This window comes from Micromonospora sp. DT228 (genome assembly GCF_049841595.1).
Lineage (GTDB): Bacteria > Actinomycetota > Actinomycetes > Mycobacteriales > Micromonosporaceae > Micromonospora.
Genome location: NZ_JBNCKO010000003.1, coordinates 114,896 through 140,935, shown reverse-complemented (window position 1 = coordinate 140,935; position 26,040 = coordinate 114,896). Strand labels below are relative to the sequence as shown.

At 71.5% G+C, this 26,040-nt stretch carries 27 protein-coding genes; 8 read left to right on the top strand and 19 right to left on the bottom strand.

Annotation, left to right across the window (positions count from 1 at the left end; translation table 11 throughout):
* Position 1: 1 nt before the first annotated feature.
* Positions 2-481: a SigE family RNA polymerase sigma factor gene (locus tag ACLQ29_RS07340; RefSeq protein WP_425770893.1), complete on the bottom strand. Its 480-nt coding sequence runs from the start codon at positions 479-481 to the stop codon at positions 2-4.
* Between the two features lie 176 nt (positions 482-657).
* On the opposite strand from ACLQ29_RS07340, the gene ACLQ29_RS07335 reads away from it, so the two are divergent.
* On the top strand, positions 658-1,443 hold the full coding sequence (locus ACLQ29_RS07335; protein ID WP_425771237.1) for a DedA family protein: 786 nt from the start codon (positions 658-660) through the stop codon (positions 1,441-1,443).
* A 171-nt stretch (positions 1,444-1,614) separates the two neighbouring features.
* On the opposite strand, the gene ACLQ29_RS07330 is transcribed toward ACLQ29_RS07335, so the two are convergent.
* The 9 genes from ACLQ29_RS07330 to ACLQ29_RS07290 form a co-directional block, all read right to left on the bottom strand.
* On the bottom strand, positions 1,615-1,992 hold the full coding sequence (locus ACLQ29_RS07330; RefSeq protein WP_030332125.1) for an ArsR/SmtB family transcription factor: 378 nt from the start codon (positions 1,990-1,992) through the stop codon (positions 1,615-1,617).
* A gap of 57 nt (positions 1,993-2,049) precedes the next feature.
* Positions 2,050-2,589: an orotate phosphoribosyltransferase gene (pyrE, locus tag ACLQ29_RS07325; RefSeq protein ID WP_357373246.1), complete on the bottom strand. Its 540-nt coding sequence runs from the start codon at positions 2,587-2,589 to the stop codon at positions 2,050-2,052.
* Positions 2,590-2,758: 169 nt separating this feature from the next.
* Positions 2,759-3,568, bottom strand: coding sequence for an SDR family NAD(P)-dependent oxidoreductase (locus ACLQ29_RS07320; protein ID WP_425770892.1), 810 nt, complete (start codon positions 3,566-3,568; stop codon positions 2,759-2,761).
* Positions 3,569-3,578: 10 nt separating this feature from the next.
* Positions 3,579-4,226, bottom strand: coding sequence for a hypothetical protein (locus tag ACLQ29_RS07315; RefSeq protein WP_425770891.1), 648 nt, complete (start codon positions 4,224-4,226; stop codon positions 3,579-3,581).
* A 72-nt stretch (positions 4,227-4,298) separates the two neighbouring features.
* On the bottom strand, positions 4,299-5,042 hold the full coding sequence (locus ACLQ29_RS07310) for a hypothetical protein (protein WP_425770890.1): 744 nt from the start codon (positions 5,040-5,042) through the stop codon (positions 4,299-4,301).
* A 90-nt stretch (positions 5,043-5,132) separates the two neighbouring features.
* Positions 5,133-5,735 carry a DUF4178 domain-containing protein gene (locus ACLQ29_RS07305; protein ID WP_425770889.1) on the bottom strand — a complete coding sequence of 201 codons (603 nt, stop codon included), beginning with the start codon at positions 5,733-5,735 and terminating at the stop codon, positions 5,133-5,135.
* 172 nt (positions 5,736-5,907) lie between these two features.
* A complete protein-coding gene (locus ACLQ29_RS07300; protein ID WP_425770888.1) occupies positions 5,908-6,288 on the bottom strand; it encodes a hypothetical protein in 381 nt (126 codons plus the stop codon).
* A gap of 125 nt (positions 6,289-6,413) precedes the next feature.
* Positions 6,414-9,005, bottom strand: coding sequence for an ATP-dependent chaperone ClpB (gene clpB, locus ACLQ29_RS07295; RefSeq protein WP_425770887.1), 2,592 nt, complete (start codon positions 9,003-9,005; stop codon positions 6,414-6,416).
* An 85-nt stretch (positions 9,006-9,090) separates the two neighbouring features.
* Positions 9,091-9,735, bottom strand: a complete 645-nt coding sequence (locus tag ACLQ29_RS07290; RefSeq protein WP_425770886.1) for a TetR/AcrR family transcriptional regulator — start codon at positions 9,733-9,735, stop codon at positions 9,091-9,093.
* Between the two features lie 85 nt (positions 9,736-9,820).
* On the opposite strand from ACLQ29_RS07290, the gene ACLQ29_RS07285 reads away from it, so the two are divergent.
* On the top strand, positions 9,821-10,957 hold the full coding sequence (locus tag ACLQ29_RS07285; protein WP_425770885.1) for an epoxide hydrolase family protein: 1,137 nt from the start codon (positions 9,821-9,823) through the stop codon (positions 10,955-10,957).
* A 172-nt stretch (positions 10,958-11,129) separates the two neighbouring features.
* On the opposite strand, the gene ACLQ29_RS07280 is transcribed toward ACLQ29_RS07285, so the two are convergent.
* Together ACLQ29_RS07280 and ACLQ29_RS07275 are read right to left on the bottom strand one after the other, a co-directional pair.
* Positions 11,130-11,276, bottom strand: coding sequence for a hypothetical protein (locus ACLQ29_RS07280; RefSeq protein ID WP_425771260.1), 147 nt, complete (start codon positions 11,274-11,276; stop codon positions 11,130-11,132).
* Between the two features lie 108 nt (positions 11,277-11,384).
* Positions 11,385-12,476 (bottom strand): hypothetical protein, encoded by a 1,092-nt coding sequence (locus tag ACLQ29_RS07275; protein WP_425770884.1) that lies wholly within the window; start codon positions 12,474-12,476, stop codon positions 11,385-11,387.
* 30 nt (positions 12,477-12,506) lie between these two features.
* Here ACLQ29_RS07275 and ACLQ29_RS07270 point away from each other — a divergent pair, with 30 nt between their 5' ends.
* Both ACLQ29_RS07270 and ACLQ29_RS07265 read left to right on the top strand, forming a co-directional pair.
* Positions 12,507-13,007 carry a cation:proton antiporter regulatory subunit gene (locus tag ACLQ29_RS07270; protein ID WP_425770883.1) on the top strand — a complete coding sequence of 167 codons (501 nt, stop codon included), beginning with the start codon at positions 12,507-12,509 and terminating at the stop codon, positions 13,005-13,007.
* 5 nt (positions 13,008-13,012) lie between these two features.
* A complete protein-coding gene (locus ACLQ29_RS07265; protein WP_425770882.1) occupies positions 13,013-14,227 on the top strand; it encodes a cation:proton antiporter in 1,215 nt (404 codons plus the stop codon).
* On the opposite strand, the gene ACLQ29_RS07260 is transcribed toward ACLQ29_RS07265, so the two are convergent.
* Entirely contained in the window at positions 14,216-14,674 is a 459-nt protein-coding gene (locus ACLQ29_RS07260; RefSeq protein ID WP_425770881.1) for a GNAT family N-acetyltransferase, read from the bottom strand. The genes ACLQ29_RS07265 and ACLQ29_RS07260 overlap by 12 nt on opposite strands.
* A gap of 172 nt (positions 14,675-14,846) precedes the next feature.
* On the opposite strand from ACLQ29_RS07260, the gene ACLQ29_RS07255 reads away from it, so the two are divergent.
* Positions 14,847-15,278 (top strand): hypothetical protein, encoded by a 432-nt coding sequence (locus ACLQ29_RS07255; protein WP_357809076.1) that lies wholly within the window; start codon positions 14,847-14,849, stop codon positions 15,276-15,278.
* A 169-nt stretch (positions 15,279-15,447) separates the two neighbouring features.
* Here ACLQ29_RS07255 and ACLQ29_RS07250 read toward each other — a convergent pair whose 3' ends face one another.
* From ACLQ29_RS07250 to dnaK, 5 genes are all read right to left on the bottom strand, one after another.
* Positions 15,448-15,642, bottom strand: a complete 195-nt coding sequence (locus tag ACLQ29_RS07250) for a hypothetical protein (RefSeq protein WP_425757128.1) — start codon at positions 15,640-15,642, stop codon at positions 15,448-15,450.
* Between the two features lie 136 nt (positions 15,643-15,778).
* On the bottom strand, positions 15,779-16,219 hold the full coding sequence (locus ACLQ29_RS07245) for a heat shock protein transcriptional repressor HspR (protein WP_425770880.1): 441 nt from the start codon (positions 16,217-16,219) through the stop codon (positions 15,779-15,781).
* A 30-nt stretch (positions 16,220-16,249) separates the two neighbouring features.
* Entirely contained in the window at positions 16,250-17,434 is a 1,185-nt protein-coding gene (gene dnaJ / locus ACLQ29_RS07240; RefSeq protein WP_425770879.1) for a molecular chaperone DnaJ, read from the bottom strand.
* A gap of 85 nt (positions 17,435-17,519) precedes the next feature.
* Entirely contained in the window at positions 17,520-18,272 is a 753-nt protein-coding gene (grpE, locus tag ACLQ29_RS07235) for a nucleotide exchange factor GrpE (RefSeq protein ID WP_425770878.1), read from the bottom strand.
* Positions 18,273-18,320: 48 nt separating this feature from the next.
* Positions 18,321-20,183, bottom strand: a complete 1,863-nt coding sequence (gene dnaK, locus ACLQ29_RS07230; RefSeq protein WP_425770877.1) for a molecular chaperone DnaK — start codon at positions 20,181-20,183, stop codon at positions 18,321-18,323.
* A 219-nt stretch (positions 20,184-20,402) separates the two neighbouring features.
* Between dnaK and ACLQ29_RS07225 the strand changes: the two genes are divergently transcribed.
* From ACLQ29_RS07225 to ACLQ29_RS07215, 3 genes are read left to right on the top strand one after another with little or no spacing between them, the layout of a single operon-like run.
* The gene (locus tag ACLQ29_RS07225) at positions 20,403-22,244 is read left to right on the top strand and encodes an ABC transporter (protein ID WP_425770876.1); all 1,842 of its coding nucleotides are present in this window, start codon (positions 20,403-20,405) and stop codon (positions 22,242-22,244) included.
* Positions 22,241-23,926: a GTPase gene (locus tag ACLQ29_RS07220; RefSeq protein WP_425770875.1), complete on the top strand. Its 1,686-nt coding sequence runs from the start codon at positions 22,241-22,243 to the stop codon at positions 23,924-23,926. The genes ACLQ29_RS07225 and ACLQ29_RS07220 overlap by 4 nt, the downstream gene beginning before the upstream one ends.
* Positions 23,927-23,983: 57 nt before the next feature.
* Complete coding sequence (locus ACLQ29_RS07215) at positions 23,984-25,207, top strand: hypothetical protein (RefSeq protein WP_425770874.1); 1,224 nt, start codon at positions 23,984-23,986, stop codon at positions 25,205-25,207.
* 108 nt (positions 25,208-25,315) lie between these two features.
* On the opposite strand, the gene ACLQ29_RS07210 is transcribed toward ACLQ29_RS07215, so the two are convergent.
* The gene (locus tag ACLQ29_RS07210; RefSeq protein ID WP_425770873.1) at positions 25,316-25,939 is read right to left on the bottom strand and encodes a phosphatase PAP2 family protein; all 624 of its coding nucleotides are present in this window, start codon (positions 25,937-25,939) and stop codon (positions 25,316-25,318) included.
* Positions 25,940-26,040 lie beyond the last annotated feature (101 nt).

Genomic DNA, 26,040 nt, shown 5'->3' with positions numbered 1-26,040 from the left:
GTCATACCTCCACGTACTCGGCCCGGAGCGTGGCCAGGGCTCGGGAGATGGACGAACGGACGGTCCCGACGGCACAGCCGAGGATGTCGGCGATCTCCGCGTCGGGCAGGTCCTCGTAGTAGCGCAGCACCAGGGTGGCGCGCTGCCGGCGCGGCAGCCGGGACAGCCAGGACCAGATCTGGTCGCGGTCCACGGCGGTCTCGGTGTGATCGGTGGGCACCGGCACCGTCGTGTCGGCCTCCCCACGCAGCAGCACCCGGCGGACCCAGGAGCCGCGCCGCCAGTCGACGTACTGGTTGGTGAGCATCCGGCGCACGTAGTGCTCGGGGGAATCCGCGCGGGCGACCCGACGCCAGTTCAGTTGGACCCGGACCATCGTCTCCTGGACCAGATCCTGGGCCTGGTGCGGATCACCGGTGAGCATCACCGCGTACCGCAGTAGCGGGGCCAGCCGCGTGTCCGCGAACTCCTCGTACGTCACTGCACCTCCCGGGGCTCCTACCCCAGATGACGGAAGCGGGCGTACGGAACATTGCAGTAAGGCCTACCGAACTCCACTACGCGGGCGGGTGGCGCGGTGCCGGTCCGGCGCGGCCCGGACCTTGGGCTTCGGTACCCTTTGTGGCCGTGGACACAGCTGAGAAGACCCGCGCTCTCATGGAGAGCGTCGCCCTGAACCCGCTCGATCCCAAGGATCTGTTGCAGACCTTCGGGCTGATCGGCGTGTGGGTGATCCTCTTCGCCGAAACTGGCCTGCTGGTCGGCTTCTTCTTCCCGGGCGACTCACTGCTGTTCCTCGCCGGGGTGGCCTCGTCGCCGGTGGCGGACGCGATCTTCGGTGACGGCACGCGACTGTCCCTGGTCGGCCTGCTGATCGGCGGCCCGATCTGCGCGATCGTCGGCGCGCAGCTGGGGCACTGGCTCGGTGCCCGGTATGGCCGGCCGATGTTCGAGCGGCCGAACTCCCGGCTCTTCAAGAAGGAGTACGTGGAGAAGGCCGAGTACTACTTCCAGAAGTTCGGCCCGGCGAAGGCCGTGGTGCTGGCGCGCTTCATCCCGATCGTCCGGACGTTCCTCAACCCGGTCGCGGGCGCGCTCGGCATGCCGGCCCGCAAGTTCCTGCTCTGGAACATCGTCGGCGCGGTGCTCTGGGTGGACGGCATCCTGCTGATCGGCTACCTGCTCGCCGAGCAGATCTACGAAGCCATCGGCGACAAGATCGACCGTTACATCCTGCCGGTGGTGGCCCTGATCATCCTGATCTCGGTGTTGCCGATCTTCTTCGAGTTCCTCCGCGACAGGCGCGCGCGTAAGCGCGGCGAGGCGGTCGCGGTGGTCGCGGCGGCCAGCGCCGCCGGCGCGGTGGAGGCGGCCCGCGAGGCGTTCGACCACGACCGGCACCAGCACGGCCGGCACCGCCCGGAGCACGGCCAGGATCACTGAGCCCACGTACGACGACGACGGCCGGCCCCTGGTGCGGGGGTCGGCCGTCGGCATGTCGGACCCGGCCTCCGGCGGTGCGGCCGGGGACGAGCAGGTGTTACCCACCGATGGCGCCACCCCTGGCTCGCCACCGGACGCCGCCCCGGAGCGGGACGGCGTGCAGTGCCTACGTCAGCGGGCCTTCTTGGTGGCCCGCTTACGCGGCGGGGTCAGCAGGTCGGCGATCGTCGCGATCGCACTCGGGACCAGGCTGTAGTACGCCCAGACACCGCGCTTCTCCCGCTGCAGCAAACCCGCCTCGGTGAGGATACGCAGGTGATGACTGACCGTCGGCTGAGAGAGGCCGAGCGGCGCCGTCAGGTCACAGACGCACGCCTCGCCCTCGGGGGCCGACTGGATCAGGCTGAGCAGCCGCAGCCGAGCAGGATCCGCAAGGGCCTTGAGGACCCCGGCGAGACGCTCGGCATCGGCACGTTCGATCGGCTCGCCGTTAAGCGGCGAGATCTGAGGCATAGTCATTTCGGCCAACGCAGTTCCCACGTATTCCATCCTTCCACCAGCAGCATCGATCCGCCTGCATATCAGCAGATCCGAATCGGCAAACTTTTACGCCACAAGGCCGAGGTCAGCCAACGTATAGGCCGCCCGGTAAGGCAATCCGGCGGCTCGCACCGCGTCGCCGGCGCCTCGATCAACAATAACCGCCACGCCCACGACTTCCGCCCCGGCCTCGCGAAGCGCCTCGACAGCGGTCAACACACTTCCGCCCGTCGTGGATGTATCTTCCACCGCCAACACTCGGCGGCCGGCCACCTCCGGTCCCTCGATCCGCCGTTGCAGACCGTGCGCCTTGCCCGCCTTGCGCACCACGAAGGCGTCCAGGGCGCGGCCGGTCGGAGCGGCGGCGTGCAGCATCGAGACCGCGACGGGATCCGCGCCAAGGGTGAGGCCACCGACCGCGGCGTAATCCCAGTCGGCGGTGAGGTCGAGCAACACCCGGCCGACCAGAGGAGCGGCCTGGTGATGGAGCGTGACGCGCCGCAGATCCACGTACCAGTCTGCCTCACGCCCCGAGGAGAGCACGACCCGTCCGTGGACCACGGCCAGGTCGGTAATGAATTTACGCAGGTCGTCGTGGTCCCCCATGGCGATAGAGGTTACTGCGCAAGTCTGAGCGGCGTGTGCGGGGTCCACCCTGACCAGCCCGGCGAGGCACCGATGGTTGGCGATGTACCACTACGCTCAGCGACTGTCCTGACAGCGGCGCGCCAACGTCTGGGCACCGACCACCGGGGGCCGACAGGCCCGTCGGGGCTCAGTGCTCGTCGCGGCCGATCCGGCCGCGAGTGTCCCGGGCGACCGCCTGGAGCAGCCGACGCGGCGCGTGCCGCATGCCGGCGACGACCACCTTGTACTTCCATGCCGGGACACTGACCATCTTGCCTTTGCCCAGGTCACGCAGGGCTTCGTCGACCACATCCGCGGCCCGCAGCCACAGCCACTCGGGCGTCTTGGACATGTTGATGCCGGCCCGCTCGTGGAACTCCGTGCGGGTGTAGCCGGGGCAGAGGGCCATCACGCGGACCCCGAACGGCCGGGCCGACAGACCAACCGACTCGCTGAAGTTGGTGACCCACGCCTTGCTGGCCGAGTACGTCGATCCGGGCATGGCCGTACCGAACCCGGCGACCGAAGAGACATTTATCACTGCCCCATTCCGGCGGTCGGTCATCGGTCGCAACGCCGCCAGGGTCAGCCGCATGACGGCGTGCACGTTGAGCCGCAACAGCCGCGCCTCGTCCTCCGCGGTGGACCGCAGGAACGGTTTGTTCAGACTGATCCCGGCATTGTTGACGAGCAGGTGCACGGGACCGCCGTCGGCGAGCCGCTGCTCCACGATGGCGCACCCGTCGTCGGTGGACAGATCCGCCGGGATGGTCTCCATCTCGCGGCCGTGGGCGGAACCCAACTCGCCGGCCAACTCTGCCAACCGGGCCGCGTCGCGGGCGACGAGCACCAGATGCCAACCGTCGGCGGCCAGCCGCCTGGCGAACGCCGCGCCGATGCCTGCGGTCGCCCCGGTGATCAGGGCCCGACGCTCGGCAGTGGTGGGGTCGAGCGGCACGGGGCGGTCCTCACCTGGGCGGGTACGGGGGCGCGGGCGGCGCCGACTGCGGATAGTGCGGGACGGACGTGAACGCGGGCGGCGCGGTCGAGCGGCGGTGACCGAACCAGGCGTTCGCCGCCGGCAGGGCCAGCAGCACGGCTACTACAAGGTAACCGAGCACCTGCCCGACGGAAAGGCCGGCGTTGAGCGGGATCCACCAGGACGGGTAGGCGTCACCGATCAGGCCCAGCAACTCGGCGAGAGCCTGGTCGTCGGCACCCAGTTGCAGCGGCGCGGCCCGTTCACCGATGAGCACCGCCACGCTGCAACAGCCGCCGAGCACACCGAGCCCGCTGACCACCCAGGTAGCCACCCGGACGCCGTTGCGGGCCGCCAGCAGCCCGAGGGCCAGGCCGGCGAGCACCGGCGCGGAGAGCGCGGCCAGCACCGCCGACAGCACGGCGGACGCGCGCAGCAGGGTCACCACGTCGTCGATCTGCTCCGGACTGGCCGAGGTGTCCCGGGCGGCGGAGCGGAACGCGTCGACGGTCCCGCCCAACACCACCAGGTCGACAACTGTGTACGCGAGCGAGGCCACCGCCATCACCCACAGCACGGTTGCGGCCGACAGGACGACGGCAGGCCGGCGAGCCGATGCCGATTCGGGGTACGACACGACGAATCCCTCCGGTAGGCGTCGGGTTGCAACCTACTCGGAGGGATCGTCGGCGTCGTGCTTACCGGGCCGTCAACTCGTCGACGGTGGGGTTGACCCGGGCGGCGTGTCGTCCGGCCGGTTCGCCGGCGGCGGGTAGCTCGGCTCCCCACTCGACGGGTAACCCGGCTCACCTGACGACTGCGGGTAACCGGGCTGACCCGGGGTCTGCGGGGCACCCGGGTAGCTGGCGCCCGGGGCCGGCGGCTCCCAGGCCGCGGTGGCCTTGCGGAAGAACGGGTGGGCCTTCGGAAGCGCCAGCAGGATCAGCGCGGTGAGCAGCGCGATCAGGCTGAGCGCACCGAGCACCAGGTTGGCCGGGACGACCCAGGAGGGCAGGGCGTCCTCCAGGCGGCGCTGGATCTCCTCGGCGCTCGGCGCATCGCCGGTGCCGCCGCCGGTGTTGAACCGGCCGCCCGCGTTGCCGAGCAGGCCACTGCCCAGACAGCAGACCATGATGCCGCCGACGACCCAGGTGGTGATCCGGGCGCCGTTGCGGCCCCGGTTGTTGAACAGGGCCAGGACGACAAGCGTGACCGCGAGCAGCAGCAGCACGATGCCGCTGACGAGGCCGATGGCGGCGAAGACATCGGCCGTCTGGTCCGCGTCGGCGGTGCCCGCGTACGCGTCGCGGACGGCGTCCCGCGTCTTGCTGAAGGTGCTGAGCGAGATGATCAGCGTGATCACCTGAAGCGCCGCGAACAGGAAGAGCAGGTAACTCGAAATCGACACGATGGATGGCCGCTGACGGGCCGGCGTGCTCTGGGAATCGACCATGATTCTCCTTCCCTCAGATCGATCACACCGTATCGGGAACCGGCCGTTTCGGCATGCCGTGACGAGCCGGCACGCCCACCCGGCCCGGGCTCAGCGCTCTCCGGATCCGGGAAGGATCGTCAGGTCAGCGGGGTGGAGCAGGTGACCGCGGGCCACTCGCCAACCCTCTTCGCCGTACGCCTCGAAGGAGAGCCGTGCCCCGCCACCGGACTGGTAGTCGTGATAGCGCATCGTCCCTTCCGACGGCAGCCCGACCTGCTCGGTGGCGGTGTAGCGGGCCTGCCCCGTCTCGGCCCAGGTGTAGCGCCGCCGACCGAGGTCGATGGTCGGGGCACCCGGGGTCACGCTCGCGCCCGGCTCGGCCGTCCAGAGCACCAGCTCCAGTGCGGGGCCGTCCTCCACGGAGAGCCGGTAGCGGGTGCCGGTGTCGTCGTCGAGCAGGTGCTGCACCCAGCTCCAGTCTCCCTCGACCAGGCGGATGGTGCCGCTCACCGCGTACTCCCGATTGCGGATCCGCACGCGGTCGCCCAGGCCCAGGCGAAGCGGGTCGCCGCGCAGCGACTGCGCCGTGGCGTCCGACGACCGCCCGCCGGGCCGGGTCGCCGCCGACCGCCGGACCCGCACGGCGACGACGATGACGACCGCCGCGAGTACGGCAAGCGCCACCACCAGGTACGTCACTGACCTGCCCACCCGACCATCTCCCCAGGTACCTCGGCGCAGACGGTAACAATCCTCGGCTCCGGTGCGACCCGTACCGTGACCGACAGCTCAACTACCGACGGCAGTCGCGGCATCGCCTGTTGTGCACGATCGCACTGTGGACGGCCGGGTGGGCGGTGGTTCGTCCGTGTCCGCAGATGGATCAAGATGTGGCGAGCCGTTGGCTGGCGTAGTTGCCAAGGGTCTCGCGGTCCATGACACAGCCGACGAATGTGGTGAACTCGCTCGGGTCGTCCCGCAACGAGGTCCAGGCCGCTCGTGCCGCCGCCGGGTCGAGTCGTTCCAGCAGCGTGGCCGCGTACGCCCGGCCGGCGGGTGTGCCGTCGGCCAGCACGCGGTCGAGCTGCCGGCGGACCTCGTCGGGATGGTCGTCGACGGCTGCGGAAACCCGCTCGTACGCCTCCGTCACCGGAAGCAGGGCCCCGGCGATGCCAACCCCACCGAAGGCGAGCGTGTCAGCCGCGACCAACGTGTCGACGGCCGCACCGAGTTCCCGCTCCCATTTCTTCCCAATCCCAAACATGCCCCAACTCTTTCCCCACCCACCCCACTTCGACCCCGGTGATCATGAAGTTATTGTCCCGACACGCCGCGCGGTCGGGCAATAACTCCATGATCAACGCAGGGAAGCATCCGGGGTGGGGGTGGTTAGGCGGGGGTTACCGTGAGGGTGTTGGGTTCTGCGGACTGGTCGACCTTCACCGTTTGGCCGTCGCGGATCTGGCCGGACAGCAGGGCCTTCGCCAACTGGTCGCCGATCGCCGTCTGGACCAGCCTGCGCAGTGGGCGGGCTCCGTAGATCGGGTCGTAGCCGTGCTCGGCCAACCAGGCCCGAGCGGCATCGGTGATCTCCAGGCCGAGCCTGCGGTCGGCCAACCGCCGCCGCATCCGGTCCAGCTGGATGTCGACGATGGTCCGCAGGTCGTCCCCGCGCAGCGAGGCGAAGACCACGATGTCGTCCAGCCGGTTGAGGAACTCCGGCTTGAAGTGCGACCGGACCACCGCCAGGACACCCTCCCGGCGCTGCTCCTCGGCCAGCGTCAGGTCGCCGATCACCGACGACCCGAGGTTGGACGTGAGGATCAGGATCGCGTTGCGGAAGTCCACCGTGCGGCCCTGGCCATCGGTGAGCCGGCCGTCGTCGAGCACCTGGAGCAGCACGTCGAAGACGTCCGGGTGGGCCTTCTCCACCTCGTCGAGCAGGATCACCGAGTACGGCCGGCGGCGCACCGCCTCGGTGAGCTGGCCGCCCTCGGTGTAGCCGACGTAACCGGGCGGGGCGCCCACCAGTCGGGCGACCGAGTGCTTCTCGCCGTACTCGCTCATGTCGATGCGGACCATCGCCCGCTCGTCGTCGAAGAGGAACTCGGCGAGGGCCTTGGCCAGTTCGGTCTTGCCGACGCCGGTGGGGCCGAGGAAGAGGAAGCTGCCGGTCGGGCGGTCCGGGTCGGCGATGCCGGCCCGGGCCCGGCGGACCGCGTCGGAGACCGCGCCGACCGCCTCGGCCTGGCCGACCACCCGACCGCCCAGCGACTCCTCCATCCGCAGCAGCTTGGCCGTCTCGCCTTCGAGCAGGCGGCCGGCGGGGATGCCGGTCCAGGAGGCAACCACCGCGGCGATGTCGTCCGCGCCGACCTCCTCCTTGAGCATCGCGCCGTCGGCCTGGAGCTGGGCCAACTCCTCCTCGGCCTGCGTCAGTTCGACCTTGAGGGCGGGGATCCGGCCGTAGCGCAGCTCGGCGGCGCGCTCCAACTCCCCGTCGCGCTCGGCCCGCTCGGCCTCGCCGCCGAGACGTTCCAGCTCCTCCTTGGCGGTGGAGAGCTTGGTGATGTGGCTCTTCTCCGTCTGCCAGCGCTCGGAGAGCACGGTGAGCTGCTCGCGCTTGTCGGCCAACTCCTTACGCAGCCGCTCCAACCGCTCGGCGGAGGCCGCGTCCGGCTCCTTCGCCAGCGCCATCTCCTCGATCTCCAGCCGGCGGACCGCCCGCTCGATCTCGTCCACCTCGACGGGCCGGGAGTCGATCTCCATCCGGAGTCGGGACGCGGACTCGTCGACCAGGTCGATCGCCTTGTCCGGCAGGAACCGGTCGGTGATGTAGCGGTCCGACAGGGTGGCGGCGGCGACAAGCGCGGCGTCGGTGATCCGTACGCCGTGGTGCACCTCGTAGCGCTCCTTGAGCCCACGCAGGATGCCGATGGTGTCCTCGATCGTCGGCTCGCCGACAAGCACCGGCTGGAAACGACGCTCCAGCGCCGGGTCCTTCTCGATGTGCTCGCGGTACTCGTCGAGCGTGGTGGCGCCCACCATCCGCAGCTCGCCACGGGCCAGCATCGGCTTGAGCATGTTGCCGGCGTCCATCGAGCCCTCGCCCTTGCCGGCGCCGACGACCGTGTGCAGCTCGTCGAGGAAGGTGATGACCTGCCCGTTGGAGTTCTTGATCTCCTCCAGGACGGACTTCAGCCGCTCCTCGAACTGGCCCCGGTACTGCGCGCCGGCGACCATCGCCCCGAGGTCCAGCGAGATCAGCTTCTTGTCGCGCAGCGACTCGGGCACGTCACCGGTGACGATCCGCTGGGCGAGGCCCTCGACGATCGCGGTCTTGCCGACGCCGGGCTCGCCGATCAGCACCGGGTTGTTCTTCGTACGCCGGGAGAGCACCTGGATGACCCGGCGGATCTCGGCGTCCCGGCCGATGACCGGGTCGATCTTGCCGTCCCGGGCGCTTGCGGTGAGGTCGACGCCGTACTTGGTCAGTGCCTGATAGGTCTGCTCCGGGTCGGCGGTGGTGACCCGGCGGTCGCCACCGCGCACGGTCGGGAAGGCAGCGACCAGGGCCTCCTCGGTGGCGCCTGCCGTCTGCAGCGCACCGGACACCGCCCCACCCACCCGGGCCAGGCCGGCGAGCAGGTGCTCGGTGGAGGTGTATTCGTCGCCCAACGGCCGGGCGATCTGCTCGGCGGCGCCGATGGCGTTGACGAACTCCCGAGCCAACGTCGGCTCGGCGATGCTCGAACCACGGGCGGCCGGCAGGGCGTCGACCGCGCGCTGGGCGGCCCGGCGCAGCTCGGCGGGGTCGGCCCCGACGGCGCGCAACAGACCGGTGGCGGTCGAGCCATCGGTGTCCAGGAGTGACAGCAGCAGGTGCCAGGGCTCCACTGTGGCGTGGCCACGCTGGTTGGCCAGCGCGACAGCGCCCGTGATGGTCTCGCGGCTCTTGGTGGTGAGTCTTTCGGTGTTCATGGGCTCCCCCGGATCGGCGTTGTCCACTGAGAAGGACACAACCAGAGTTGAGCGTATTCCACTCAACCTTAGCGCGTGACGCCCATCACTCCCGAGGGCGCCACCGCCAGTCGAACTCCCCGGCCGCCGGAGCCGGGCCGGGCAGCGGTTCCGCGTCCGGCGCCGTCGAGAGACCGGCCAGCAGCACCGCGAGCTGGCGGCGGCGCAACTGCCCGGTCCGCTCCGGATCGGGTACGCGCACCGCCGCGCACGATTCCAGCAACAACCCCAGATCCGGTACGACCACGTCGGGGCGCAGCCGCCCGCTGGCGCGGGCCCGTTCGAACAGGGCGGTGGCCAGCTCGCTGGCGCGCACCGCGTCCCGGCCCATCTCCTCGGTCGGGGTGAAGGTGCCGGCCAGGTGGACGGTGAGCGAGTGCACGTCGGCGTCGACCACCCGAGCCAGAAACCCGGCGAACGCGGTCCAGTCGTCCGGCTCGGCGAGGGCCGACTCGGCCTCGGCAACGTACCGGCGCAGCCCGTCGTGGCAGAGCTGACGCAACAGGTCCTCCTTGCCCGCGTACCGCCGGTAGAGCGCGCTGATGCCGACGCCCGCGCGTTCGGCGACGGCGGCGATCGGCGCCTTCGGATCGTCGAGGAAGACCGCGCGCGCGGCTTCGAGGATGACCTCGTCGTTGCGGGCGGCCTGGGCGCGGCGACCGCCAAGCGTCTTGCCGGGAGTCGTTGACATGCACTCAGCCTAGCAGTGGAACGGATCGTTCCGCTCTGCTACTATGATTGCAGAACGAAACATTCCGTTCCGAAGGAGTTCCGAGATGACCGGCACCGCGATCCGCCCGTTCCGCGTCGAGATCCCGCAGACCGACCTCGACGACCTGGCCGCCCGGCTCGGCCGCACGAGCTGGCCCGCCGAGCTGCCCGGCGCGGGCGACGCCTACGGGATGAGCACCGATCGGGTGCGCGCCCTCGTCGACAGGTGGCGCGACGGGTTCGACTGGCGTGCCGTCGAGGTCCGGCTGAACGCCCACCCCCAGTTCGTCACCGAGATCGACGGCGAGCAGATCCACTTCCTGCACGTCCGGTCGTCCCGGCCGGACGCCACCGCGCTGGTGCTCACCCACGGCTGGCCCGGCTCGGTGCTGGAATACCTCGACGTGATCGCCCCGCTCACCGAGCCGACCGACCCGGACGCGCCGGCCTTCCACGTGGTCGTCCCGTCGCTGCCCGGCTTCGGCTTCTCCGGCCCGACCCGCAGCGCCGGCTGGAACCGGTTCCGCATCGCCCGCGCCTGGGCCGAGCTGATGAACCGCCTGGGGTACGACAGCTACGGCGCGGTCGGCAACGACGCCGGCTCGATGGTCGCGCCGGAGGTGGGCCGGATCGACGCCGAACACGTCCTCGGCGTCCACGTCACCCAACTCTTCTCGTTCCCCTCCGGCGACCCGGCCGAGTTCGCCGGGCTCTCGGAGGCGGACCAGGCCGCGCTCGGGCACCTCCAGTGGTTCTACGAGAACAAGTTCTCCTTCAACCAGGTGCACAGTCAGCAGCCGCAGACCCTGGCGTTCGGGCTGGCCGACTCGCCGGTCGGGCTGCTCGCCTGGAACGCCCAACTGTTCGACGAGAGCCTGGACGCCGACTTCGTCCTGGCCAACGTGGCGCTCTACTGGTTCACCGGCACGGCCGCCTCGGCGATCCGGCTCTACTGGGAGGACGCGCACGCCGGCGAGCCGCCGACCGAGCCGACCACCGCACCGACCGCGCTCGCCATGTTCCCCGGCGACTTTCAGTCCATCCGCCGCTTCGCCGAGCGGGACCACGCGAACATCGTCAGGTGGACGGCGTACGAGACGGACGTCGAGGGCCGCGGTGACGTCGGCGGTCACTACGCCGCCCACCAGGCCACCGACGTCCTGGTCGCCGACATCCGCGAGTTCTTCGCCAGCCTCCGCTGACCACGGCGCGCCCAGGTGCCCGCACCCGCTCGGCCGGGGCGGGCACCGGCGCGTCCGGCCCCGACGCGCGGCGCACGGTTGATCCACTCGCCTTTCAGGAAGTCGGGGCATCCGGACCGCCCGGACGCCGCGACATCCTGAAAACCGAGTCGATCACGGTCTTGCGCGGCCCCTACGGGCCGATTCGCCGGGGCAACCGCGCGGTGCACGGGGTTTCGTGGTCGCCGCGGAGCACGTAGCGACGGCCACCGTCCAGCCACCGGTCGCAGAACACCCAGTGCCGTACCCCCTGGTCGTCCTCGGCTTGATCGAAGGCCACCAAGGCAAGGGCACGTACGTGGCCGAGAAGTAGATCTTGGCAAGAAAGTGCCCCTGGAGGGGCCGGATTCATCCAAGATCTCTGACGGTGATCACGTAGCCGGGGTCGTCAGGACTTGTCGAGGATGATCACCGTCCAGCGGCGCTCGGCCACCTGGCCGACGCCGAGCAGGATGTCACCGTCCCCGCCGGCAGCCACGATCGTGCCGTCGGTGAGCACCGACAGGTTTCGGTCGGGGCCGATCGGCCAGGGCAGCTCGGTGTAGCGACCGTCCCCGACCGTGGCCGTGCCCGTTCCCGCCGAGCTGGTCACCGCGAGCAGCCCGCCGCCGATCGGCGCGACGGATGAAATGTGCGCTGGATGCCCCTCGGCGCGGATGAGATCCCACCCTCGGCGCAGTCGCCAGAGCGCCGGAAAGGACCTGCGGTCCGGCCGCTCCCCGACCAGCCATCCCGTCCCGTCCCGATCGACCACGGCCCGCAGGACGGCGACGGGCCCGTCGGGTGCCGGCACCGGGGTCTGCTGCCAGCTCCGCCCCCGGTCGAACGAGACCGCCGCGTACGGCTTCCCGTCCTTCTCCCCGACCGCGACCACCAGCGGGCCGTCGCCCGCGTCGACCGTGTGCATTGCGGGTAGACGCGGCTGTGTGGCGAGCGGGCGCAGCCGCTGACCGTCCCACTCGCCGACCTGACCACTGCCCTCGATCAACTGGAATCGACTCTGCGCGCCTACCCACTGCGGCGGCGGCCCGTCCAGGCTGTGCGTGAACGAGGTGCCACCGTCGGTCGAGGTCCACCAACCGTACGGCTCACTCCACAACGTCAGGACCTCCGGCGCGGCGTAGAGCTGGTGGTTCTTCGACGTCGGGTGGGGATGTCGCAACTCCGGCCAGGACCGTCCGCCGTCATCGGTGGCGAACAGTCGCGCCGGACAGTCGTCGCCCGGCGGTGGCTCGCCGCAGTTGGCGAAGAGGGCGTAGCCGTGCTCGGCGTCGACGAACTCGACGTACGGAGGGTCGTACCGCTGCGGAACGGCGACCCGGACGCGGCGGACCTCTGCGACGGCGGCCGATGGAGACGACGCGGTGACGGCCGCCCGGGGCGAAGGGGTCGGCGGCGTCCGGCGGACGTCGCCGATCGAACACCCAGCCAACAGGGGTACGAGCAGCAGCACCGCCCGACCTGATGTCCGACCGATCATCGGCGTCTCCGAAGCAGTAGTCTTGCCCGGGTGCGAGTACGTGTCGAGCAGACCGCCTTACCCGGGATCGGGGTACGTCACGATCTGGTGACGGAGTCCGGACGCCGCCTGGGCGTCGTCTCCCACCGCAACGGCCGCCGAGATCTCGTTCTCTACGATCCCGACGATCCCGACGCCTGCCAGGCGGACATTCCGCTGACCGACGACGAGGCCGAGGCTCTGGCCGACATCCTCGGCGCGTCGCTGATGCTCGGTCAACTCTCCGGGCTGCGTGAGCAGGCCGCCGGTCTGCTCACCGAGCAGATCGCCATCTCGGCCGGCTCCCCGTACGTCAACCGCAAGCTCGGCGACACCAAGGCGCGTACCCGCACCAGCGCCTCCATCGTGGCGGTCCTGCGCGAAGGCGAAGTGATCGTCTCGCCACTCCCCTCCTTCCGCTTCGCGGCCGGCGACGTGGTGGTCGTCGTCGGGACCCGTAGAGGTCTCGACGGCGTGTCCGCCATCCTCGCCGACAGTGACCCGGACGGCTGAGGCGGATGCACGATTTCACCACGCTGCTCATCGAAGTCGGTGCGCTGCTGCTGCTGCTTGGCCTCCTCAGCCGGCTCAGCCGGCGCTTCGGCCTCTCTCCCATTCCCCTCTACCTGCTCGCCGGGCTCGCGTTCGGGCACGGCGGGCTGCTGCCGCTGGACGCCAGCGAGGAGTTCTTCGCAGTAGGCGCCGAGATCGGCGTGATCCTTCTGCTGGTGATGCTCGGCCTGGAGTACTCGGCAAACGAACTTGTCGGCAACCTGCGCTCGGCGGCACCGGCGGGGCTGATCGACGGCGTCCTCAACGCGCTACCCGGCGCGGGATTCGCCCTGTTGCTCGGCTGGGACTGGGTCGCCGCCCTGGTGCTCGGCGGCATCACCTGGGTCTCCTCCTCCGGGGTGATCGCCAAGGTCCTCGCCGACCTGGGCCGGCTCGGTAACCGGGAAACCCCGGTGATCCTCTCGGTCCTGGTCATCGAGGACCTGGCGATGGCGCTCTACCTGCCGCTGGTCACCGCCGTACTGGCCGGCACCGGCCTGCTGGGCGGCGGCATCGCACTCGCTGTCGCGGTGGGCACCGTGCTGCTCGTGCTTGTGGTCGCCATCAGGTACGGCCACCTGATCTCGTCCGCCCTGTCGGCGAAGGACCCGGAGGCACTGCTTCTCGGCGTACTCGGTCTGACGTTGCTGATCGCGGGCCTCGCCGCGTCACTCCAGGTGTCGGCGGCGGTCGGCGCGTTCCTGGTCGGCATCGCCCTCTCCGGCCCGGTGGCGCACCACGCCACCGAACTGCTCTCGCCCCTTCGGGACCTGTTCGCCGCGGTGTTCTTCGTCTTCTTCGGCCTGACCACCGACCCGCAGGACATTCCGCCCGTGTTGCTGCCGGCACTCGCCCTGGCCGTGGTCACCATGGCGACGAAGACGCTCACCGGCTACCTCGCGGCCCGCCGGGTCGGCATCGCGGAACCCGGTCGATGGCGGGCCGGCCTGGCACTCGTACCTCGCGGTGAGTTCTCCATCGTCATCGCCGGGCTCGCGGTGGCTGCCGGGAGCGTCGAGCCGCGGTTGGCGGCGCTGGCGGCGACGTACGTCCTGATCACCGTGGTGACCGGGCCGATCCTCGCCCGGCTGCCGGACTTCCCGTGGTTCAAGCGGTGGCTGCGTAACCGCGCGGCGGCCCAGCGGCGGGAGTCGACCCCGGTCGTCGACTCAGTGCACTGAGCTCCACCTGAACGCCGCGGCCGCGTGGGTCGCACCCTCGCGGAGGTAGAAGCGATGCGCCTCGGTCCGGGCGAGGCCGGACTCCAGGAAGACGTAGTCGGCTCCCTGGTCGTGCGCCCACGCCCTGGCCGCCGCCAGGAGGCTGGAACCGACACCCCGGGAACGCCACTCGGGGTGCACGGCGAGATCCTCGATCGAAGCCCGACGGCCGAAGCGCACCGAGAGGATGTCCAGGTAGACGCTGGCCACGCCGACCACCTGATCCTCCTGCGATCGCGCGGCGAAGAGCGCGGCGTCCTCGTGGTCGAGTACCCGCGCGGTGCGCTCGACGGCGCGGTCGCGGTCCCAGTCGGCGGGACGGCGGCCGGGAGGGGCGAAGAGCCACTCCAACCCCGAGACGAACTCGGCCTCGGCGCCGCGCCGCAACCGTCGTACGTGGATTGTCATAGGAGCATCATCGGCAGCGCGGTCGATGCCGTGAAGCCGGCCATGCCAACGGTTGCGGAATTGCTCCTCGCGGGTACTACCGCAGCACCCGACGGCGGGTTACCGTTTCGCCCCAGCAGCCAGGGTCCGTAGGCAGCGTTGCCACACGCGGGCGAGAGCGGAAGGTTGGCCGGTGAGCGTGCAGGAGTCGACGTTCCACGGCTTCGCCAACCCCGTCGATCCGAGTCCGGCGGAGTTGCGAGCTTGGGCGTACAAGCCCGATTCGGTGCCGTTGGCTTCGATGCCACCCGACTGGGACCTGTTGGTCTCCGGCGACCGGCTGGTGCTGACCCTCTTCGAGCTGGCGATGGATCCGACCTGCCCGGCCCGGCGTTTCGCCCTGCACTGCCTCTACATCTACGCGGCCGACGGCATCCGGACGAACTTCCGCGCCCATCCCAAGCGCCGCTTCCGCAAGCTCGTCGAGCAGGCCGAGCGGGACGGCGACGAGCTGATGAAGATCTGGGCGCACAACGGACGGGTGCTGCTGGCCCGTCCGGACCTCTTCGTCTACCGGGACTGGTGCGAGGGCGGCCTGGTCCGCGAGAACCGCCGCCTCGGCTGAGCTGGACTTCTCCGCAAGCGATCGCGGGGATGGTGTTCGCGTCCCGGCCCGCGCTCTGACGGCGGACGGGCCGGGACCCCCGCCACGGTGACACCGCGTCCCGGCCCGCGCTCTGACGGCGAACGGGCCGGGACCCCCCGTGGGTCCCGGCCCGCACGTCGGTCACCGGTCAGTCCTGCTTGCGTTCAGTTTCGGCTCGGCTCTTGTCGCCGCCGTGGTCGCCCTGTTCGGCGAACCGGCCCTCGACGACCCGGTCTCGGTAGGTCCCCTCGGTCACCTTGTCGAACTTCTTGCGGACGGTCTCGGCCAGGTCTTCCAACCGTTCTTCCGTCTGCTGGGCGACCTTTTTCGCCGGTTCCGCCATCGCTCCCCCTCGCCATGCCGGTAGGTCCGTATTAAGCCGATTGGACCTGTATCGACAGGCTAACCGAAGCGGCCCGGACCGCGCCGGGGAATCCGGTGCGGCCCGGGCCGAGGAACAGCTCCGGGTGCGTGGCAGGTCAACGATCGGGATTACGACGGGGTCGCCAGACCACAAGCGCGGTGGACGTGCGATTTGTCGGCACCAGATCCCGTCCCGGAAAGCGGGCGAGAGATTCCAGCTCGGCGACCCGTCGGTACGCGGCGTCCAGCTCCGCCTCCAGCCGAGCCACCCGCTGCTGCGCCTGCTCCAACAGCCGCTCCAGCCCGATGATCCGCTTGACGCCGGCCAGGTTGATCCCGTCGTCCTGGCTGAGCCGCTGCACCTCGCGCAGCAGCACCACGTCACGGACGCTGTACCGACGCCCGCCTCCGGCGGCCCGGCCGGGCTGCACCAGCCCCAGCCGGTCGTACTGGCGCAGGGTCTGCGGGTGCATCCCCGCCATCCGCGCCGCAACCGAGATCATCAGCACCTTGGCCTCGTAGGCAGGGTCACCCGAACCGAGGAACTCGCCCGACATCCCGCTCACCTCCGCGTCCCTTCCACCGGACTAACTGATCCGACGCACCCGCGCCTCGAGATGTTCCCGGGCGGCTGGCGGGCTCTGCTCGGCGAACGCCTCCAGCGCGGTGCGCGCTTCGTCGGACAACCGGGCCGGCACCACCACGTCCAACGTGACAAGCAGGTCGCCGGCCTGCCCGTCGCGGCGCACCACACCCTTGCCCCGGGCGCGCAACACCCGCCCGCTGGGCGTCCCCGGCGGGACCCGCAGGGTCACCGCGCCGTCGAGCGTGGGCACCCGCAGGTCCGTGCCGAGCACGGCCTCCGCGAAGGTGATCGGCACGCTCAACGTCAGGTCGTCGCCGGTACGCCCGAACAGCTCGTCCGGCCGAACCTTGACGTGCACGAACAGGTCACCGGCCGGGCCGCCGCGCTCGCCCGGCTCACCGCGCCCGGCCAGCCGGATGCGCTGACCGTCGGACACGCCGGCCGGGAAGCGCACGTTCATGGTGCGTGTCTTCGTGACACCGCCGCTGCCGTGGCACTCGGGGCACTTCTCCTCGACCACCGTGCCGACGCCCTGGCAGTTGCGGCACGGCTCGGAGAAGCTGAACGACCCCTGGTTGCGGTTGGTCACGCCGGCACCGTGGCAGACCGGGCAGGTCCGCGGCTGGGTGCCGGGCTTGGCCCCGTTGCCGTGGCAGGTCTCGCAGACGCCCGGCGCGCGCAGCGTCAGGGGCAGCGTCACCCCGCGCACCGCGTCGCCGAAGTCAAGTGCCACCTCGGTCTCCACGTCCCGGCCACGGCCCGGGCCGCGTGGCGCCGCCTGCCCACCACCCTGACCACCCGTGAAGATCGAGCTGAACAGGTCCTGGAAGCCGGCGCCTCCGAAGCGGCGGTCGCCGCCCCCGCCGCCGCCGCCGAACATGTCGGAGACGTCGAAGGGCATGCCGCCCGGTTGACCCGCGCCGCGGGCGCCGCGCCGGAACGCGCCCGAGCCGAACAGCGAGCGCATCTCGTCGTACTCGCGACGGCGGCCGGAGTCCGACAGCACGTTGTACGCCTCGGACGCGGCCTTGAACCGCTCCTCCGCCTTGGCGTCGCCCGGGTTGTGGTCCGGGTGCGACTCCCTGGCCACCTTGCGGTACGCCTTCTTGATGTCATCCGCCGAGGCGGCCTTGTCCACGCCGAGCACGGCGTAGAAGTCCTTCTCGATCCAGTCCTTGGAACTCACCGGTCCACCCCCTCTCGACCGTCGCGGCCCGGCCGTCTCGCCCACCGACGCGCGGTGGGCGAGACGGCCCGGTCACTGCTTCGCACTATTCCGGGTCCGCGACCGCGACGAGCGCGGGGCGCAGCAGCCGCTCACCGAGCTGGTAGCCGCGCCGCATGACCTGTACGCAGGTCGGCTCGGTGACCTCGGCCGAGGTCTGGTGCGCGACCGCCTCGTGGCGGGTCGGGTCGAACGGGTCGCCCTGTTCGCCGAAGGCGTTCAGGCCGAACTTGCCGAGCGCGGTGGTGAGCTGTTCCGCCACCGTCCCGAACGGCCCGACCAGGTCGCCGTGTTCCCGAGCCCGGTCCAGGTCGTCGAGGATCGGCAGCAGTGCGGCCAGCACCGAACCGGTCGCCTGCTCCTGCACCAGGTTGCGGTCGCGGTCGACCCGCTTGCGGTAGTTGGCGTACTCCGCCGACACCCGCTGCACGTCCCGGGTCCGCTCGTCCAACTCGGCCCGGAGCGCCTCCAGCTCGGCGCCGAGCGACGTGCCGGGGCCGTCCACCGGCTGCGCCGGCGCGTCCACCACCGGCGGACCGGACGGCTCCGGACCGTCGGTGGAGTTGACCTCGACCTCGATCTCGTCGACGACTACCTCGGCGTCCTCGACCAGGCCCTCGGCCGGCACACCGGTCTCCGCGTCAGCGGCGGTGCCCTCCGGCTCCGCCGTGTCGACGAGCTTGCGCTTGTTGCGGATGACGACCCGCTCCCCGTCGCCGGTGGTCGGCTCCGTGGGCGCGGAGCCACCCGGCGTCGACCCGGTGTCGCCCGGGTCGGCGGCTCGTGGCTTCTGCGTCATGCGGCTACCCCATCCCCTTCGCCGTGGACACGTGTTGGAGGCCGACGGTCACTTCTTGCCGTCCTCGTCCACGATTTCCGCGTCGACCACGTCGTCGGCGCCGCCGGACTGCGGGCCGGGCTGGGCTCCGGTCGCACCCGGGCCGGCCTCGCCACCCGGCTGCTGACCCTGCTCGGCCTGCTGTGAGTAGAGCAGCGAACCGGCCTCCTGGGAGACCTTCGCCAGCTTCTCGTGCGCGGACTTGATCTTCTCGATGTCCTGACCGCCGAGGGCGCCGCGCAGCTCGCCGAGCGCCTCGTTGAGCTGCTCCCGGTTTTCACCGGGCAGCTTGTCGCCGCTCTCGGCGAGGAACTTCTCGGTCTGCCACTGGAGCGCCTCGGCCACGTTGCGAGCCTCGGCGTCGTCGCGGCGACGCTTGTCCTCCTCCGCGTGCTCCTCGGCGTCCCGGCGCATCCGCTCGATGTCGTCCTTCGGCAGCGAGGAGCCGCCGGTGATCGTCATCTTCTGTTCCTTGCCGGTGCCCAGGTCCTTGGCGTGCACGTTGACGATGCCGTTGGCGTCGATGTCGAAGGCGACCTCGATCTGCGGCACGCCGCGCGGCGCCGGCGGGAGGCCGGTCAGCTCGAAGGTGCCGAGCTTCTTGTTGTAGGCCGCGATCTCCCGCTCGCCCTGGAACACCTGGATCAGCACCGACGGCTGGTTGTCGTCCGCCGTGGTGAAGACCTCGGAGCGCTTGGTCGGGATCGTGGTGTTGCGCTCGATCAGCTTGGTGAAGATGCCGCCCTTGGTCTCGATGCCCAGGCTCAGCGGGGTCACGTCGAGCAGCAGGACGTCCTTGACCTCACCCTTGAGCACACCGGCCTGGAGGGCGGCGCCGACGGCGACGACCTCGTCCGGGTTGACGCCCTTGTTGGGGTCGCGGCCGGTGAGCTGCTTGACCAGGTCGGTCACGGCCGGCATCCGGGTCGAACCGCCGACCAGGATGACGTGCTCGACGTCGGAGATCTTGATCCCGGCGTCCTTGACGGCCTGCTCGAACGGGCCCTTGCAGCGGTCCAGCAGGTCCTGCGTCATCCGCTGGAACTCGGCGCGGCTGAGCGTCACGTCGAGGTGCAGCGGGCCGGCCGCGCCGGCGGTGATGTACGGCAGGTTGATGTTTGTGGTGGTGGCGGCGGACAGCTCGATCTTGGCCTTCTCGGCGGCCTCACGGAGGCGCTGGAGGGCCATCTTGTCCTGACCGAGGTCGATGCCGTGCTCACCACGGAACGTCTTGACCAGGTGGTCGATGATCCGCTGGTCCCAGTCGTCGCCGCCGAGGTGGTTGTCACCGCTCGTCGACTTGACCTCGATGACGCCCTCGGCCAACTCCAGCAGCGAGACGTCGAAGGTGCCGCCGCCGAGGTCGAAGACCAGGACGGTCTGCTCCTTGGAGCCCTTGTCCAGCCCGTACGCCAGGGCGGCCGCGGTCGGCTCGTTGACGATCCGCAGCACGTTGAAGCCGGCGATCTCACCGGCCTCCTTGGTGGCCTGGCGCTGGCTGTCGTTGAAGTAGGCCGGAACGGTGATCACCGCGTCGGTGATCTGCTCGCCCAGGTACGCCTCCGCGTCCCGCTTGAGCTTCATCAGCGTCCGGGCCGAGATCTCCTGCGGGGTGTATTTCTTGCCGTCGATGTCGACGGACCAGTTCGTGCCGACCTCGCGCTTGACCGAGCGGATCGTCCGGTCCGGATTGGTCACCGCCTGGCGCTTGGCGACCTCACCGACGAGCACCTCCCCGTTGCGGGCGAACGCGACGATCGACGGGGTCGTCCGCGAACCCTCAGCGTTGGCGATGACGGCGGGCTCACCGCCCTCGAGAACGCTGACGCAGGAGTTCGTCGTGCCGAGGTCGATACCGACCGCACGTGCCATCTTCGCTTCCTCGCTTCGTAAGGTTGTGCAGGTGACGGGCGCTGCCCGTGGCTGCTTGGCGGACACCGCCCGCAGCGGGCCCACCACAAGTTGAGTGAACTGGACTCAATAGTGCCACGCGTTGGCGAATCGTCAAGTCGAGTTGAGTCACCCCGACGCAACCCGGCCTTTCTTACCGTCCGGTTGTCTTCCCTTGCATCGGTCGGGCACGCTTTAGCGGTGACGACGCCCGGCGATTCCGCCACCCGTTCCGGCGCGCCCGCCGTCGCAGCCCGCACCGGTCCGCCGGACGCCGCGGAGGAGCCGCCCGCCACCACCGGGGACGACGGCCTCCCCGGCGCCCTGTCGGGCCTCCGGGAGGCGATCGGTGCGACCCGGTACCCTCTCGCGCTGCCCTCCGCCGGCCCCGCCCGGCACACCGCCACGGCCCTCAACGATCAGCTCGACGACTATCTGCTGCCCCGGCTCGCCCGGCTGGACGCCCCGCTTCTCGTGGTGGTCGGCGGCTCCACCGGCGCGGGCAAGTCGACCCTGGTCAACAGCCTGGTCAAGGCCCGGGTCAGCGCCGCCGGCGTGCTCCGGCCGACCACCCGCTCCCCGGTGCTGGTCTGCAACCCGTCCGACGCGGCGTGGTTCCGGCAGGGTGACCTGCTGCCCGGCCTGACCCGCACCACCGAGCCGAGCGACGACCCGCGCGCCCTGCACCTCGTCACCGCCCCCGCCCTCCCCGCCGGGCTGGCCTTCCTCGACGCGCCCGACATCGACTCGGTCGTCGACGCCAACCGGGCGCTCGCCACCCAACTGCTGGCCGCCGCCGATCTCTGGCTCTTCGTCACCACCGCCGCCCGGTACGCCGACGCGGTCCCCTGGGAGCTGCTGCGCAGCGCCCGGGCGCGCGGCGCGGTGATCGCCATGGTGCTGGACCGGGTGCCCGCCGAGGCCACCGACGAGATCGCCGCCCACCTGGCCGAGATGCTCGCCGAACAGGACCTCGGCCGGGCGCCGCTGTTCGTGTTGCCGGAAACCTGGGTCGACGGGCAGGGGCTGCTGCCCGAGGGCGCGACCGCGACGCTTGCCGACTGGTTCGCCCGGCTGGCCGGCGACGCGGACGCACGGTCGGCGGTGGTCCGCCAGACGCTGGACGGGGCGCTGGCCGCGCTCCACCCCGCCGTCGAGGAGCTTGCCGACGCCGCCGACGAGCAGGTCACCGCCGCCGCCGAGCTGGACGACCGGGTCCGGGCCGCGTACCGGGGTGCCGAGCGCACCGTCGAGCAGGGGCTTCAGGACGGCCGACTGCTCCGGGGCGAGGTGCTCGCCCGCTGGCAGGAGTTCGTCGGCACCGGGGAGTTCTTCCGCACGCTGGAAGCACGGATCGGCCGCCTGCGGGACCGGGTCGTCGCCGCTGTCACCGGCCGGCCGGCACCCGCCGTCGAGCTGCGCAACGCCATCGAGTCGCAACTGGTCACGCTGCTGCGCGGGGTGTCCTCGGAGGCCGCCGAATCGGCGTACACGGGTTGGAAGGCTCATCCGGCGGGCAGCGGGTTGCTCGATCCGGCGCTCGCCCACCCGAGCGACGACCTGCCCGAGCGCGCCGAACGGATGGTCCGGGACTGGCAGCGCGGGGTGTTGGAGCTGGTCCGGGTCGAGGGCGGCGACAAGCGTTTCGTGGCCCGCACGGCCGCGTACGCGGTGAACGCCACCGGCCTGGCCGTGATGATCGCCGTCTTCGCCTCGACCGCGTTCATCCCGACCGGGTTGGAGCTGGCCACCGGGGCCGGCACCACAGTCGCCGCGCAGGCCGTGCTCCAGGCGATCTTCGGCGACCAGGCGGTGCGTACCCTGGCCGCCAAGGCCCGCACCGACCTGCTGGCCCGGGTGCGGACGCTGCTCGACGCGGAGGCCGACCGGTTCCTCAGCCGCACCGTCGACGCCCGCCCCGCCGCGGACTCCGGCGACGGACTGCGCCGCGCCGCCGGCCGGGTCGAGCTGGCGCGGCACCGCAGTGGTCTGTCCGCTGGCGGCGACACCCGACCGGCCCATGACGAGGAGGGCTCCCGGTGACCAACCTCACCGGCCGGGTACGCGAGGCGTTCCGCGGCGACAAGCGGGTGGACGCCGACGCGCTTGTCGCCCGGCTGGACGCGGTCCGGCGCTTCCTGACCGCGGTGGACGGCCTGCTGCCCGACGCCGAGCTGGTGCCCGCGCACACCCTTGTCGAGCGGGCCGGCACCCGACTGGCGCTGTCCCGGGACCACACGGTGGTCGCGCTGGCAGGTGCCACCGGCAGCGGCAAGTCGAGCCTCTTCAACGCGTTGGCCCAACTGGAACTGTCGCCGGTGGGGGTCCGCCGGCCGACCACAGGCGTCACCCACGCCTGCGTGTGGGGGCCGTTGGCGGGCGCCAACCAGCTGCTCGACTGGATCGGCGTGCTGCCCCGACACCGTTTCGTCCGGGAGAGCGCCCTGGACGCGGACGACGAGACGGCGCTGCACGGGCTGGTCCTGCTCGACCTGCCCGACTTCGACTCGGTGCAGCGCTCCCACCGCCTGGAGGTGGACCGGCTCCTCGGCCTCGTCGACCAGGTGGTCTGGGTGGTCGACCCGCAGAAGTACGCCGACCGGGTCATCCACGACAGCTACCTGCGCGAGTTCCACAGGCACCGCGACGTCACGGTGGTCGTGCTCAACCAGGCCGACCGGCTGTCCCCGGCCGAGGTGCCCCGGGTCCTGGACGACCTGCGTCGGCTGCTCGATTCGGACGGGCTGACCGGTGTGCCGCTGCTGTCCACCACCGCCATCGACCCGGCCGGCATGGTGGGGCTGCGCGGCGCGCTGGAACGGACGGTCGCCGAGCGGCAGGCCGCGCTGCGCCGACTCGCGGGTGACGTCGACACGGTTGTCGCCGGCCTGGACGAGCTGGTCGGCTCGGCCCGCCCCCCGGCTGGACCGGACAACCCGACGGTCGACGGGCTGAACCGGGCGCTGGCCGGCGCGGCCGGCGTGCCCGCGGTCACCAACGCGGTGGAGCAGGCGTACCGGCATCGGGCCGGCGCGGCCACCGGTTGGCCCGTGGTCCGGGGTTGGCGGCGTCTGCGACCCGACCCGCTGCGTCGGCTGCACCTGCCCGGCCCGACCGGTGGCCGGGACGACCCGGCGGAGAGCCTGGTCGCGGCGACCTCGGTCCCGGAGCCGTCGGCCGCGCAGCGCTCGGCGCTGGGCCTCGCGATCCGCGCCGTGGCCGACCGGTCCGCCGCCGACCTGCCCGCCGCCTGGCCCGGCGCGGTGACCTCGGCCGCCCGGTCCCGCCTCGGTGACCTGCCGGACGCGCTGGACCGCACGATCGCCGGCACCGACCTCGGCCTGGATCGTCGACCGCTGTGGTGGCGTGTCGTCGGCGGTGTGCAGTGGCTTGTCACCCTCGCCGCCGTGGTCGGGCTCGGCTGGCTGGTGCTCGGGTACGCGCTGCGGGCACTGGGCCTACCGGCGCTGGACAACCCGATGGTCGGTCAGGTGCCGCTGCCCACCCTGCTGTTGCTCGGTGGCCTGCTGGCCGGGCTGCTGGTGGCAGCGCTGACCCGGCCGGTGGTGCGCTGGGCCGCCCGGCGCGCCCGAGCCCGTGCCGAGCAGCGGCTGACGGCGAAGGTCGCCCTGGTCGGCGATGAATACGTGCTGACACCGGTACGGACCGTGCTCGACTCGTACGCGCAGGCACGCGACGCGCTGCGGGACGCCGCCGGCCGCTGACGCCCTGCCCGGTCCGCTACCGCTCTCCATCGGCGCTGGGCGGCGTAGGGTCGGAGCATGGCCACGCCTGAGACCCCCTACGACGCGGTGCTGCACGCCGCACGCGACGTGACCAAGCTGGAGTCCGCCCTCGACGCCGAGATGCTCGGCAGCGCGCTGCTGGGCAGTGTCTACGCCATCGCGGAGACCGACCGCGACACCGCCGTACGGGAGTTCGTCACCGGGTTCCTCGCCGCCACCGCCCGCCGCCGGATCGCGGCGGCGACCACCATCCGGCAGGTCTTCGCCGCGCTCGTCCCGAACGCCGAGGGCACCGAGCGGGTCCGTCCGGGCAGCCAGGCGCCCGCCTGGTCCGGGCAGCTCGGCCGGGTGCACCTCACCGGCACCTGGGCGTACGGCGACGTGTACGGCGACCAGACCTCCTACCTCGCCACCTTCGCCTACGACGACGCGTCGGGTGGCGCCGAGCACGCGTTGGTGGCCCTGGTGGACCACAACATCGGGATCACCAAGGACATCTTCGTCGGCGGGCCGGCGGAACGGATCCTGGACCAGGTCCGGCAGATGTGTGCCGACGACGAGTTGACCTGGTTCCGGACCGAGAACCCGGCCCGGCTCCGCGGTGAGGTGGCCCGCCACCTCGCGGTGACCGACGACCTGAGTGAGCTGCCCGGCGAGGGTTCTCTCGCGACCGACCGGGCGCTTGTCGGTGCCCGGCTGGCGCTCCTGCCCACCGCGGCCGAGCCGACCGGCCCGGCGGCGGTCGAGCCGCTCTCCGCGGCCGAGCGCACCGACCTGGTCCGGCAGTTCCTCGCCGCGCCGGAGGCCGCCCGCTTCGGGCTGGACGCCGTCGACGGCGCGGAGTTGGCCTCCCTGCACTTCTGCCTGAGCCTGGTGCTGGACCACTCGGCGAGCTTCCCGGACGGCGACCCGATGCGCTGGAGCCCGGCGGTGTCCGGGCTGTTCCTGCTCGACTGGGTGCACCGCCGCGCGGTGCTGGACATGGACGACGCGGCGATGCTGCCCCGGGTGCTGCGCGCCTGGGCGCGGTACGCGTCCCGCCAGCGCGGGCTGCCGGAGGCGGCGGCGACGCGCACCGACGAGGCGATCGAGGAGATGGTGCCGGAGTTCGCCCGCCTCTACTCGACTGGTGAACGGCGCAGCCCGGCCACCGCCGCGGTGGCGCAGCTCATGGCCGACGGGGTGGACCCGGACGACCCGGCCGCTCTGGACGCCTGGATCGAGGCCAACCGGCACCGCCTCGCCGACGACGGCGCCTGACGGCATCCGGGGCGGGTGGCACACCGCCCGCCCCGGGCCTGACCGCCACCGCGCGCCCGCGTCACCGCCACCGCGGCCAGCGGCGGCTTGGTCGGCAGCGGAGGCCGGTCAGCGCAGCGCGCCGAAGACCACCGCGGCGATCAGCGCGCCGAGCACGCCACCGGCGAGCACCTGCGCCACCGTGTGGTCCCTGAGCCGCACCCTGGACCAGCCGACAAGCACCAGCAGCGGCGCGGCGACGACCAGCCGCGTCCCGAAGGTCAGCATCAGGATGACGAGTGTGCCGGCGGCCACCGCCGAGTGGATCGACATCTTCCACCAGTGGCTCACCGACACGGCGACCACGAGACCGACGAGCCCGGCCACGGCAAGCGCCAGCACCGGGCGGGGCGCGCCGAGCACGACGAGCAGGGCGAGCCCCGCCGTCACCGAGGCGAGGCCGACCAGCAGCGGCGCCCGGCGCTGCTCCCGGCGGCCGACGTGGTGGTCGGTGAGGCGGCCACGGCGTACCCCGCCGACGACGTAGGCGAACGGAATGCCGATGACGAAGAGCGTGGCGAGCAGACCCCAGATCAGGCCCTGACCCGGACGGCGTGCGCTGTGCCAGCTCACGGTGACGATCAGCAGCGACACGAGTACGGCCGGCGCGCTCACCTCGGTGACCAGCCGGGCGATTCGCAGCCCCGGGCCGGGCCGGGTGATGACCGGGCGGAGTCTCGCACCGCCGCCCACGCCACCCCCTCCGGTATGTGCCTGACGCCGGCACACCGCCGGCACCGGATGGGTCACGCCTGAGGGTCACCGTACCGTCGCGACGTCAACGGTGGGATGCG